This window comes from Flectobacillus sp. (genome assembly GCF_049240685.1).
Lineage (GTDB): Bacteria > Bacteroidota > Bacteroidia > Cytophagales > Spirosomataceae > Flectobacillus.
Genome location: NZ_JBMLSD010000166.1, coordinates 1 through 11,674, shown reverse-complemented (window position 1 = coordinate 11,674; position 11,674 = coordinate 1). Strand labels below are relative to the sequence as shown.

Sequence of the window (11,674 nt, the reverse complement as noted above, 5' to 3'; positions counted from 1 at the left end):
ATTTTTACACTCTTTGCCTGTTGCCTGTTGCCTTTCTTGATTTTTACACTCCTTGCCTATTAATCAAAAAACTCATTATGAAAATTGACTAAAAATACCTCGTGGGTAGCACGCGTAATACCTGTATAAAGCCATCGAACAAAATCCTCATTGATTTGCTCATCCGTCAAATAGCCTTGTTCTACAAAAACGGCATTCCACTGACCACCTTGCGATTTGTGGCAAGTGAGCGCATAGGCAAACTTTACCTGCAAGGCATTAAGATAAGGGTCTTTACGGATTTCGGCTATACGGTCTTTTTTATTGGTAATATGCTCGTAATCCAAGGCTACAGAATCATAAAGTGCCTTACTTTCATCTTTATTTAAGGAGGGATTATTGGAATATAAAGTGCTTAACAAAACTTTAGCTTCGATTTCGGGATGGTCTTCATAATCTAGCAAACGCAAGTAAAGTGTCGCAAAACGGAAGCCATGCATTTCTTCTACCCCTCTGATTTTCATGACCTCCACAAAATCGCCATTCGCCAAAAATCCCGCAGGGGAGTCATCTCCCAACCAATGATAATTGTTTCGCACAATCATCAACAAATCTCCAACCGAAAGTTCGTCATCTAAGGCAAATATTTGTTGACGAATGTAGCGGTTGTAGAGTACAGCAGTTTTGTTGGAGCGTGTCAGAATAATGGTATTTTCTCTACCAAACTTCCGATAAGCGTAGTTCAATCCATCTTCAAGCTTTTCGCCAGTCATTTTGTAAAAATCTCTATATCCTTTCGTCACAAAAGAAATCTTGGGCTTGTTGGTACTGAGCGTACTTCGCAGTTGGGTGGCATTATACAAAATCCCCGATTCGGCATCTTGGCGCATTACCTCGGTAAGCTCTTGCTCCAAAACACCCAAATGAAACTGACCTTCCATGTAAACTTTTTCCAAAGCTGGCGACATAAATTTTCCTACGGGAGGTAACTGTGCAGTATCCCCTACAAATATGATTTTATTGCCATTATAATCCAGTTCGGGATGCGAAAACACAAATTCCATCAAATCGGTCAACAATCCAGCCGTACCAAACTCAGCATCATCCGAAATCATCGAAGATTCATCAATAATAAAAATAGTATTAGTGGCGTAGTTGTTTTGACGCTGAAACTCCAAGCTTCCTGTATATTGATTGGCAACTTGACGATAGATTTTTTTATGAATCGTCAAGGCCGTCTTTTTCGAATAATTGGACATTACCTTGGCTGCACGACCTGTTGGCGCTAGCAACACAGACTTATACCCAAACTTAGGCAATACCTTTATTATGGTCGAAATCACCGTGGTTTTCCCTGTACCAGCATATCCTTTTAGCAAAAAACATAGTGGCCCAAACTCGTCGGTATTGAGGATAAACTTTTCCATTTTCTGAAAAAGTTCAACCTGCCCAAGAGTTGGTTCAAAGGGAAATTTTTGTCTTAATAAAAAAGAAGGTGTTTTTTGTTCTTCTGCCACGGCAATTATTGAGTGAATTATGATTGAGTAATTGAATGAATGGTGATTTTTCAAACGTTAAAGAATGATAGCATCCTGATGCGACAAATCTCTGAAAGTATTGATTAAACAGACTTTCTCAAAATGCTTCAGGTCTTCAACTTGGATGGCTTTTTCAGCGATTTGATGCGTATCCAACAAAAATTGTCGTTTTGTACCTTTCAATAGTGGCGTGTTTGGCGTAAACCACTGTTTACCATCCCAAAATGCCAAATTCGCAATAGTGGCATCTGAAACCCAACCATTTTGTGCGATAATCAACTCATCAGCATCAGCGTTTTCTTGAAGTAGTTGTGTAAAAATATTTCTTTCGAGCCATTTGATAGCATAATCGATGCGTGGAGCTTCAACCACCTTAATTTTACGAATATCTTTCCACTGGTAGGGAATAAATTGTATTTCCTCTATTTCTTGTTGGTATACGACTCTACAACGTACAATTCCAGTCTGATGTTCTGTCGGAACAAGCAAGTTTGAGGCCAAATCTATGACGTCGTCACACTGCCAAAGTTGCTTGCGGGCAGCATTCATCCGTGCTTGATGGTAAGATATTTGCCTTATCTCACCATTTTGTATCTGTATGGTTTCTAAAATTCTCATATTCTTCTGTAAATTTAAACTACTTTTTTTAAATAGATATTCCAGTTTTTGTATAAATAATTGATTCAAAAATGAAAACCTTAGATGATTTACTAGTTCTGGGCGACCCTCGACTCTACGAGATATGTCAAGAAGTGACCAAAGAAGAGTTGTCTTTGGTGAAAGAATGGGTTGCAGATATGCATAATGTTATGCAAGAAATACGGGAAAAGTACAATTTTGGAAGAGCCATTGCAGCGCCGCAATTGGGTATTATGAAAAGAGTCATTTATATGAATATCGATAAACCCGTAGTTTTCATTAATCCAGTTTTAGAAAATCTCAGCGAAGAGTTATTCGAGTTGTGGGATGATTGCATGAGTTTTCCTCGGCTATTAGTAAAAGTAAAGCGTCACAAAAGTCTTAGAGTTCGATATTTGGATGAAAATTGGCAGGAGCATGTTTGGGAAATGCAAGATGATTTATCAGAATTGCTCCAACATGAATATGACCATTTGGAAGGTATTTTATGTACCATGCGAGCCATTGATAACAAGTCGTTTAAGTGGAGATAGGTAGTAGTGCTGAATTATGAGTGATGTGTTTTGAGTGTATTTTTTGATTACTAATGTTTTATCTCACAATTAATCCAACTTAATTCTGCAAGATTATTGAAGTAATAGTGGTGAGTTGTCCTTGCTTAAATTGCTAAATTCCAATCAAATAAATTTGATATTACTTTCGATGAAATATATTCTTTCCTTGCCCATTTTCAATCATACTACTCAAAACCTCACAGCACTCTTGGGATTGGCTTGGGGCTTTTTTCCCTTTATTACAGTCTTACTTCTTGTTGATTCTCCGTGGTTTGCCCAAAACCTATTCGACGGCAGATATCTAGCTGATATACTAACGCTTGCATACTTTGGTTTACTATTTCATCACAGCGATGCACATTTGCGAAAATTGCTTTTCGTCATGATTTTTTTGTCGTATTTAGGCGAATTAATTTTCTGCAATGGCGCAGAAATGTATGATTATCGGACACCCTATGTGCCATTTTATGTGCCTTTTGGTCATAGTATCGTTTATGCCACAGGATATATCTTTGCACATACCTCATGGGCTTATCGTTACGATAATATCCTAAGGACTGTTTTCATCGTTTTTTATGCAGTTGTATTTTTAGTGGTCGGATATTTTTGGAACGACCACTTTTCGCTGTTGTTTGGTCTGCTATTTTTTATATTGGTCAGACGCAAAAGATGGCAAAATGTTTATTTTTTCATTGGGATAGCAGTTTTTACCACCGAACTGATTGGCACCTATTACAACTGTTGGGCTTGGCGGCCTTTTACCTATGGAGGATTAGCCACGGCCAATCCCCCTTTGGGAGCAGTATTTTTTTATGGTGGCGGAGACGTACTGTTGGACAAAATTATTTGGTATTATGAACGTAAAATTCTGATAAATACCTAGCCCAAAAATAGAAAAGAGCACTTTTAAAGCAATTGATTTTCGATAGTACGAAAAGTTAGATTTATTCTTGCCTTTTGCACCTTTTTGGAAGGAGGCAATCTATGCAGCCAATAAGTTTGGGTTGTATCCTTCATCACCAAAAGGCTTCCGTGTTCGAGCAATACATCTACCCTATCTTGGGTATGTTTATGTTTGAAGGCAAATTTTCGTTCGGCCCCAAGCGTAATAGAGCCAATAGCTCCATTTTTTTTCAAATCGATTTCATCATCGCTATGCCATGCCATACCCTCCTCGCCAGAATGATACAGATTGAGCAAACATGAATTGAACCTTTCGCCTGTTGCTACTTCAATTCTTTGTTTGAGTATCACTAATTCGGGGGTCCAAGGTAAAGCCTCTTTGGTAACCTTCGAATAGGTATAACGAAAAGGACTATCGCCATACCATGCGACTTTTCGTTTGGTAATAATTTTTTTTCCAAAAATTATCGCTTCATCATTCTTCCAATCTATAGAATCCAAAAGTACAGTAAAGAAATAGTCTGCTTCATTTTCAGCGAAAAGTTTGCCGTAATAATTCACTGTTCCATCCTTTGGCAACAGATTTAGTTGAGGGTTTACTGAATCAAATAATGAAAGTGCCATGACATTGTTTTTTACGCAAATTTTAAGACAATATTAGGAGTTTCAAACCCGAATATTGCTGTAAAACTGTACTAGAATAATTAAATATAAGTATTTGTAGTTTTTGTATAAATTTCTAACTGACATGCGAAAAACATTTGCTTCTAATTATCTTTAAGTATAAATTTATAGCTAATAGGATATTGCTTCATCTTCTCTTATTTACGAGATTTGTATAGAATTATATTGATGATTGAGGAATTTTCTCCATAAACATCCTCTACTCTTGGTATTAAAACAAAAAATCGCCAAAATTGATTGATAAATTTCATTTCTTGCCTATTACAAAATAATTAACGCTTACCTTCTTGCTCAAAAAAAATATGATTGGTCTGTAGATACTGCTATCAACAGGGTTTTGGGCTCTAGAGTATCTTCGATTAATACCATTACCAACAGCCTACATAAAAAAATACATCCATTTATATTTGATTGAAACATGCATAACAACAACATTATTAAACACTCAGCAAAGCCTATAGATTATAAAGAGATAATTAACACTAATCAATAGTAGATATCCCTTTTTGACAACTTTAAATCCTATGCTCAAAATATAAACTATTGACTAGCCTTCATTTCTTGAATCTATGGTTAAAAACTACTTTAATACATGGTTTATTTAAAAAAGACTAGTAATTTTTTGGTATCGCCAAATCCAGAAAATCAGGAAAAAAACAAAACGGAGTATGTTTTTATCAAACAAAACAACCACTATATCAAGCTCCTCTACAATGACTTAGTATTTGTACAAAGTGCTGGCAACTATGTAGATTTATTGACTTGTAATTCGAGAAGGTTCGTATTGAAATCGAGTATAGCACAAATCCAACACTCGCTCAATTACGAAAAACTTATCAGGATTCATCGGTCGTATTTAATCAATATAGACCACATCAACGAATTTAGCCTGCAAGAGGTTACGATGAGCAATGGCTGTATTTTGCCCATCGGAAAAAACTTCCAGGATAGCTTTTTGGACTTACTTCTAAATATCTCTATTTCAGCTTAGTACACAAATACTATTTCTTGTTAAACACACCAACATATAAATTTAGAACTCATGAAAAATGAAATCTTAAACCTAGCCTCTCTTACCGTTATTACCTGTGTGGCCGTAGCTCTGATTGCTTTATTTTATTACATGAAAATGAAAAACAGAACTACCACACGAAATCAATGCCCTTGCTGCTCTCAAAACTACGGGCAAAGGGTTCAAACTCCATTTATTTATGATGGACTTCGAACTATATTGAGTATTCCAGTCAAAACATATAGATGCTTATCGTGTAATTCAATATTTTTTGTTAAGTAATAACTTACGTATTGGTATTAGAGTTAGCCCTAAAAATCTTACAATTGCTGAATAAATGCTCTATCATGTATAATTCAGTACCTTTTTTGAAAGGAATTTAATTTTAAAATAGGTCGATTGAAATAAATTATGCTCAATAAAGTGCGATAAAATATCATTTTTAGCGAATGTAATCAAACATACCTAGTTGCGCACAAGGTTCATTTTTTATGAACCCCTATATTGCTATGTCTTGTTGCAAAGTGTAATAAACTAGGAATCTATCTATATTGGTCATAACTTGGAGGGGGATAAAATCCCAAGTCGATGAAATTAACAACTCAGTTTTCTATTTATTGTTTTTTACTAACGCTATTTCCCTTACTAAAAATAAGAGCACAAGCCCCTCAAAAAACTTCTGGAAACCCCATTTTGAGGGCGGGAAAGAATATTGGGTTTTCCCAAAGTTTTCGGCCAAATACAAGACCAAATTTTCTTTGATGCTTATTCATCAAAAGATTTACTTAGTTGAAAAAAACATGCTCGAATCTTAGACACTACTGCCATAAAAGATATAAAAATGACCTTCGAGGGTGTTGAACCGAAGAGATTGAAGTAAGTAGACTGATTTTATAAGGGAATTTAGTGATTGAGCGAATGAGTGATTATTTTAATCTATATTTTCTGGTTAGAGGCAATGCTTTACGTCTAGAGATTTGTCAACAAGAATTTTAGCAAAAAAAAGGGCAGTTGAATTTAGTTTTTCGACTGCCTTTTTTTGATTTACAACCATTAAATGCCTACCGTTTAAGCAAATTGTAATTCTTTTAACCTTTTTTCCTAATAGGGTGCGACTAAAGTCGCACCCTATTAGGAAAAACTGAGATAGGCTACTTTATCAATCTCAACAAAAGGAGGTCTTCTTTTCAGATAATCAAAAAACTCGGGATGGCTTGTGTTAATATTTTATGACTTGCATACAGTCAATACTAAAAGAGTGATAATTTCGCACAAATTAGACACTCTTCACTAATGCCTGACCCCTATTGCCTCATAACATCAACCTATCCCTCACCTCCATTAGGGCATATCCTAATAAATTTTCGCCTTCCCATTCCATTGGGTTTTCTACATCTGGATGGTCCGAGGCCATGCCAATTCCCCAGATTGCATCTACAGGGCTTGCCTCTACAATGACTCTATTGGTGGTGTTCAACAAAAATTCTTTTAAGGCTATATCTTGTGAAAATTTATAAAAATTACCTTCTACAACAATCTCAAATTTATGGTAATCCCAAATCTTTGAATCAAAGTTTTTTACCAATCGTCCAAGTTTTTTGGCATCTGCTGGACTCTTTGCCTGTAGGATTTTTTCGGCTGTAGATTCATCTCCAAAAAGTCTTGCTTTTTGTACCATCATCCAATGCTCGGCCGTAATAAATACTTCGTTGTTGACCTTAAACGGCGACTGCCACCACTGACTAAAACAGGCTTTGGAAAGACTCCCATCTTTTGAGGGTTGATGCCCCCAAAAAAATAGATATTTTATCGACTCCCCGATATTGTACTTTTCACAGAGCCACTGTTGATTGTATTTCATAGTTATTAGTTTGGTTAGAAAATCAAAAATAGTAAAATTTAAGAAAAAGAATAAACAAAAAGAGGATAGACTCTTTTACGAATCTATCCTCTTGCTACAGTATCTAGTAATAAAAAAAGCCTTTCAAAAATTCTGCATTATTTCATTTCGGCAGCATAAATTCCAGAGGTTGCGTCTTGTTTAAATGATCTTGAAATCCAGCCTCCGCCTACAACATCATTACCTTCATAAAACACCGCCGCTTGCCCAGGTGCTATACCCGAAACAGGTTGATGGAAATCTACTCTCATTTTTTCGCCTTCTTGAATAATTTTCGCTGGCGTGCCTTGGTCTTTGTAGCGAACCTTCGTGATAGTTTCTAAGGTATTTGGGATTGAGGCATACTTCGACATATTCAATTGCCCAACCCACATACCATCGCGTTCCAAATCTACGTCACGACCCAAAACGACCTCGTTTGTTTCTTTGCGTATTTCAGTCACAAAAGCAGGATAACCCAAAGCAATCCCCAAACCTTTTCTTTGTCCGATAGTATAAAAAGGATACCCCTCGTGTTTGCCAAGCACCTTCCCACTAGTATCTACGAAATTTCCACCACGCACCTGTTCTTCTAAGCCTTCTACACGACGTTTAAGGAAACCACGATAGTCATTGTCTGGCACAAAGCAAATTTCATAGCTTTCAGACTTATTTACCAAATCCATAAAGCCACGTTCCTTTGCCATTTCTCGGATAGTATTTTTTGTCAAATGACCCAAAGGCAATTTTGTGCGCGATAGACTCTCTTGCGAAACGCCCCACAGCACATAACTTTGGTCTTTCCAAGTATCAACACCCTTAGAAATCACAAAGCGAGCGTTTTCTTCGCGAATATTGGCATAATGTCCTGTTGCAATAAACTCACAATCTAGTTTGTCGGCACGACGCAAAAGCGCATCCCATTTGATATGGGTATTACACATCACACAAGGGTTTGGTGTGCGTCCTTCCAAGTATTCACCTGTAAAGTGATTGATTACATAATCGCCAAATTCTTCTCTAATATCAAGAATGTAATGTGGGAAACCCAACTCTACCGCAATATTGCGAGCGTCGTTGATAGAGTCCAACGAGCAACAGCCCGTTTCTTTCTTGGTTCCTCCAGACGAAGCATAATCCCATGTTTTCATGGTCATACCTACTACCTCATACCCTTGTTCGTGAAGCATTACAGCTGCTACCGAACTATCGATGCCCCCACTCATGGCGACTAAAATTCTTCCGTGTTTACTCATGTTTTCGGCGAGGATTCAAAGTCCTCCGTTGTTTTTTATTATGACTTATGAATAATTGACAAAAAGCTATCGATAACCCAACAATGGTATTTATCAAAGATGGGCTACCTCTCCAAACCAAATATTCTTTTACAAAAATACAATATTTTTCTAACACCTTGGCTAGCTTTTTGGTTCTGAGTTGGTCAAATTGTACTTTTGCAAAAATTTTAGGGTCAACGTTTTTCCCTACAAGCAGAAAAGAATCATGTTAAAAACTATTGTTAAGGTTTCGGAAGTAAATAATCTCTCGGATGCTCGTTACTGTGCTGGTATGGGAGTAGAATATATTGGTTTTTCGATGGACAACGTCCCTTTTGAAAAATACAAAGAGATGAGAGGCTGGTTGGCTGGTATTCAGATTGTTGGAGAAACTACTTCTAATAATACCTTACATATTCAAGAAATGGTAGGTACCTATATGCCAGACGCTCTTCAGATATCTGCCAATACTGGAAATGAACTACCAGATTTAGAAACGTTGAAGGAGTTAAACTTACCGATTATTCTTAAGCTAGACTATGCAGAGGCAAATTTGCCTGCGCTTTTTCAATCTACAGCAAATTTTGTAGAATATTATTTATTGGAAAACTCCGATGAATTTACTCCTGCCGATGATGTTATCTATCAGTTGGAGACCTGGGCGGCACAATATCCTATTCTATTAGGGTTTGGTATTACTGAAGATAATGCCAATCGATTGATTGATGAAGCTGGATTCAAAGGTCTTGCATTGAAAGGTGGACAAGAAATTCGTCCGGGTTTTGCCGATATGGACGAATTAATCAATATTTTGGAAGTACTCGATGATGATTTTTAGTAAAAAAGCTTGAGAATTATAAAATTATTCTTGGTAATTTTATAATTCTCAAGCTTTTTGTTTTTAGTTTAATTTAACAAAGTAGGAACACTTATGGGTTAGTAAGCATTATATTTTCTTACTACAAATCAAGCATATATAAATTTTCTTACTTCGAAAATTTTTTCTCCTTGTGAGTATTACTCACTGAAAAGGAAAGGTAAAGCCCCATTCCTAATAATACGAGAGCTAAGATTACGACTGACATTTTAGATAGGAGTGAAAAGAGTGAAAAAATCTCTAATTTGATACAATGACAACTTTGAAGACGCTGCCCCTAATCGAATTATAGTATTAATACGATTTTTATGTAACAAAGTAACAACACACTCCAAAAAATCCCTAAATTATTTGTTTTATCTGAGTAAACGGCTCATCACCTAACCAATTGATTATCAATCCATCTTTCTCCATTTTTCGAAAATATGTCATTTGTCTTTTGGCAAACTGATGAATCGCTACATTCAATCGTTCAAACATAATGTCATAAGTTATTCTTCCTTGGAGATACTCTGTAATCCATTTGTATTCTAAGCCATAAAAAATCAGCTTATCTGGACTAACCCCCGAATCTAACAGGGTTTGCACCTCTTCGACCATTCCTTGCGCAAGTCTCTGTTGGAGTCGCTTCGTAATTCTCTCACGGCGTAGTTCAACAGGAGGATTTAAGCCAAAAATGACCGTATTAATCGGAAGTTTTGTAGGCAGTTCGAAGGAAGGATTTGCCCGTAAGAACTCCCCAATTTCGATTGCCCTAATCGTTCTTTTGTGCGTAGAAATATCGGCCTGGGGCACAAGAGAAGATAATGGTCTGAATTTCTCAATAAGCTCCTCATGAGCAAAATTCAACAACTCTGCTCGAAGTGTTTCATCAATTGGAACTGCCGTATACTGAAACCCTCGTAATACTGCTTCCAAATAAAGGCCACTTCCTCCGCAAAGAATAGCCATTTTCCCTTTATTTTTAATAGCGTTGAAAGCTTCCTGAAAATCCTTTTGAAACTGAAAAATATGATAGCTTTGTCCCGCATCAACCACATCAATGAGGTGATAAGGTATTGTTTTTCCCTCCAATGTGTATTCATCGAGGTCTTTCCCTGTACCCAAGTTCATACCTCTGTATACTTGTCGAGAGTCTGCACTGATAATTTCGGCATCCAACCAATCGGCTAGCTGCACAGCCAAATGCGTTTTGCCAGAGGCGGTTGGTCCCAATATAGTGATTAAATCATATTGCATAAATAAAATGAGCCTAATCCTTTTTAAGCGTTTTGATGTACTTGAGGCTTCCCGAGTTCCAGATTCTTACCCAGCCACGATTTATTAATTGTTCGGAAGTTAGTTGTTGTAAAAGTCGATTTTCGAAATGTCGTTCGAAGGTAAGAGGGTTTATCCAATAAACTGCCCCAAGCGTAAGATTTGCGACTAAGTCAAATCCCAATACTTCATAACTTCGCCCGTCTGACCAATCCTTGTCGGCATAGCTCATCAAATCATCAGGCTGATACTCTTTCGCAAAAGCCTGAATCAGTTTGTCCATACCACCAACTACCACGTAGCCTTGTAAAGAAGCAAAACGCAGCAACTCGTAGGATAGATAATTTTGACGATTACCCCATTTCATTTTGCGAGCTCCACTAAAACTCGCTACCGCTACCAGAGCATCGTGGGTAGGCTCGGAGGTTGTTCCTAAGTACTTTTGAATGTATTGTTTTTTTAAAAAAAGCCCATATTTGACCTTAGCCTGTGTTGATTCTTGCAGATGATGTTGATGTAAAAAAGAATCCATGATTGGCTTTTCGATGCGCTGTACTAGACAGTGACGCGCATGAATCCGCTGAAAAAAACCCAATAAACTCGATATCCTTGCTTTGATTAATGCTTGTTTTAAAACCCATAAATCCTGCCAAAGAATAATGTATTTGAAGCCCGAACTTGAAGACAATTCCGAAATAGCGTGACCATATTCGAGACTTAGTTTTTGATGAACCCAAGCTTTTAAATCAAATAAAATAACCTTCATTTTTTTTTCTGGAAAACTTATTACTGAAAAAACTTGCTCCTCCAATATTAAACTTTCTTTCTGAAAATGAAGATTATTGTTCTCTAACCAATCGTATACCTCCTGTATCCAAGTGCTCATCTTAATCAAAACTAATTTCTTGCAAAGATAACAAGTGATTGTACAACATAAGATAGAAAATTAGTCTTTCGGTAATAGACTACGCGAGCTCGGCAAAAACATATCTAATTTTTCTAAAAAACAAATTTAACACGCTTTGCCCTATGCCTGTTGCCTTGCGGCTTCAACCCAAATCTTAATTCTAATTGT

Annotated in this window: 11 protein-coding genes; 4 read left to right on the top strand and 7 right to left on the bottom strand. The window is 36.8% G+C overall.

All coding sequences use genetic code 11. From position 1 onward, the window contains the following. Positions 1-59: 59 nt before the first annotated feature. Positions 60-1,496 carry an ATP-dependent DNA helicase gene (locus ACOVQ4_RS07720; protein ID WP_421820077.1) on the bottom strand — a complete coding sequence of 479 codons (1,437 nt, stop codon included), beginning with the start codon at positions 1,494-1,496 and terminating at the stop codon, positions 60-62. Between the two features lie 57 nt (positions 1,497-1,553). Further along, positions 1,554-2,135, bottom strand: a complete 582-nt coding sequence (locus ACOVQ4_RS07715) for an aminotransferase class IV (RefSeq protein WP_421820076.1) — start codon at positions 2,133-2,135, stop codon at positions 1,554-1,556. A 71-nt stretch (positions 2,136-2,206) separates the two neighbouring features. Here ACOVQ4_RS07715 and ACOVQ4_RS07710 point away from each other — a divergent pair, with 71 nt between their 5' ends. Continuing rightward, entirely contained in the window at positions 2,207-2,689 is a 483-nt protein-coding gene (locus tag ACOVQ4_RS07710; RefSeq protein WP_421820075.1) for a peptide deformylase, read from the top strand. 169 nt (positions 2,690-2,858) lie between these two features. Beyond that, a complete protein-coding gene (locus tag ACOVQ4_RS07705) occupies positions 2,859-3,593 on the top strand; it encodes a hypothetical protein (RefSeq protein WP_421820074.1) in 735 nt (244 codons plus the stop codon). A 23-nt stretch (positions 3,594-3,616) separates the two neighbouring features. Here ACOVQ4_RS07705 and ACOVQ4_RS07700 read toward each other — a convergent pair whose 3' ends face one another. After that, on the bottom strand, positions 3,617-4,237 hold the full coding sequence (locus ACOVQ4_RS07700; RefSeq protein ID WP_421820073.1) for an alpha-ketoglutarate-dependent dioxygenase AlkB family protein: 621 nt from the start codon (positions 4,235-4,237) through the stop codon (positions 3,617-3,619). A 652-nt stretch (positions 4,238-4,889) separates the two neighbouring features. Here ACOVQ4_RS07700 and ACOVQ4_RS07695 point away from each other — a divergent pair. Further along, complete coding sequence (locus ACOVQ4_RS07695; RefSeq protein ID WP_421820072.1) at positions 4,890-5,288, top strand: LytR/AlgR family response regulator transcription factor; 399 nt, start codon at positions 4,890-4,892, stop codon at positions 5,286-5,288. 1,333 nt (positions 5,289-6,621) lie between these two features. Here ACOVQ4_RS07695 and ACOVQ4_RS07690 read toward each other — a convergent pair. Both ACOVQ4_RS07690 and mnmA read right to left on the bottom strand, forming a co-directional pair. Beyond that, positions 6,622-7,170, bottom strand: a complete 549-nt coding sequence (locus ACOVQ4_RS07690; RefSeq protein ID WP_421820071.1) for an NADAR family protein — start codon at positions 7,168-7,170, stop codon at positions 6,622-6,624. A gap of 137 nt (positions 7,171-7,307) precedes the next feature. Further along, positions 7,308-8,444 carry a tRNA 2-thiouridine(34) synthase MnmA gene (gene mnmA, locus ACOVQ4_RS07685; protein ID WP_421820070.1) on the bottom strand — a complete coding sequence of 379 codons (1,137 nt, stop codon included), beginning with the start codon at positions 8,442-8,444 and terminating at the stop codon, positions 7,308-7,310. Between the two features lie 247 nt (positions 8,445-8,691). Between mnmA and ACOVQ4_RS07680 the strand changes: the two genes are divergently transcribed. Further along, positions 8,692-9,303: an N-(5'-phosphoribosyl)anthranilate isomerase gene (locus ACOVQ4_RS07680; protein ID WP_421820069.1), complete on the top strand. Its 612-nt coding sequence runs from the start codon at positions 8,692-8,694 to the stop codon at positions 9,301-9,303. 381 nt (positions 9,304-9,684) lie between these two features. On the opposite strand, the gene miaA is transcribed toward ACOVQ4_RS07680, so the two are convergent. Then, positions 9,685-10,581 carry a tRNA (adenosine(37)-N6)-dimethylallyltransferase MiaA gene (gene miaA, locus ACOVQ4_RS07675; RefSeq protein ID WP_421820068.1) on the bottom strand — a complete coding sequence of 299 codons (897 nt, stop codon included), beginning with the start codon at positions 10,579-10,581 and terminating at the stop codon, positions 9,685-9,687. A 13-nt stretch (positions 10,582-10,594) separates the two neighbouring features. Then, positions 10,595-11,365 (bottom strand): hypothetical protein, encoded by a 771-nt coding sequence (locus ACOVQ4_RS07670; RefSeq protein ID WP_421820067.1) that lies wholly within the window; start codon positions 11,363-11,365, stop codon positions 10,595-10,597. Positions 11,366-11,674 lie beyond the last annotated feature (309 nt).

Excerpts from the sequence above, each read along its gene's own strand:
- ACOVQ4_RS07715 (WP_421820076.1), bottom strand. The coding sequence starts at position 2,135 with ATGAGAATTTTAGAAACCATACAGATACAAAATGGTGAGATAAGGCAA.
- ACOVQ4_RS07710 (WP_421820075.1), top strand. The coding sequence starts at position 2,207 with ATGAAAACCTTAGATGATTTACTAGTTCTGGGCGACCCTCGACTCTAC.
- ACOVQ4_RS07705 (WP_421820074.1), top strand. The coding sequence starts at position 2,859 with ATGAAATATATTCTTTCCTTGCCCATTTTCAATCATACTACTCAAAAC.
- ACOVQ4_RS07700 (WP_421820073.1), bottom strand. The coding sequence starts at position 4,237 with ATGGCACTTTCATTATTTGATTCAGTAAACCCTCAACTAAATCTGTTG.
- ACOVQ4_RS07695 (WP_421820072.1), top strand. The coding sequence starts at position 4,890 with ATGGTTTATTTAAAAAAGACTAGTAATTTTTTGGTATCGCCAAATCCA.
- ACOVQ4_RS07690 (WP_421820071.1), bottom strand. The coding sequence starts at position 7,170 with ATGAAATACAATCAACAGTGGCTCTGTGAAAAGTACAATATCGGGGAG.
- mnmA (WP_421820070.1), bottom strand. The coding sequence starts at position 8,444 with ATGAGTAAACACGGAAGAATTTTAGTCGCCATGAGTGGGGGCATCGAT.
- ACOVQ4_RS07680 (WP_421820069.1), top strand. The coding sequence starts at position 8,692 with ATGTTAAAAACTATTGTTAAGGTTTCGGAAGTAAATAATCTCTCGGAT.
- miaA (WP_421820068.1), bottom strand. The coding sequence starts at position 10,581 with ATGCAATATGATTTAATCACTATATTGGGACCAACCGCCTCTGGCAAA.
- ACOVQ4_RS07670 (WP_421820067.1), bottom strand. The coding sequence starts at position 11,365 with ATGAAGGTTATTTTATTTGATTTAAAAGCTTGGGTTCATCAAAAACTA.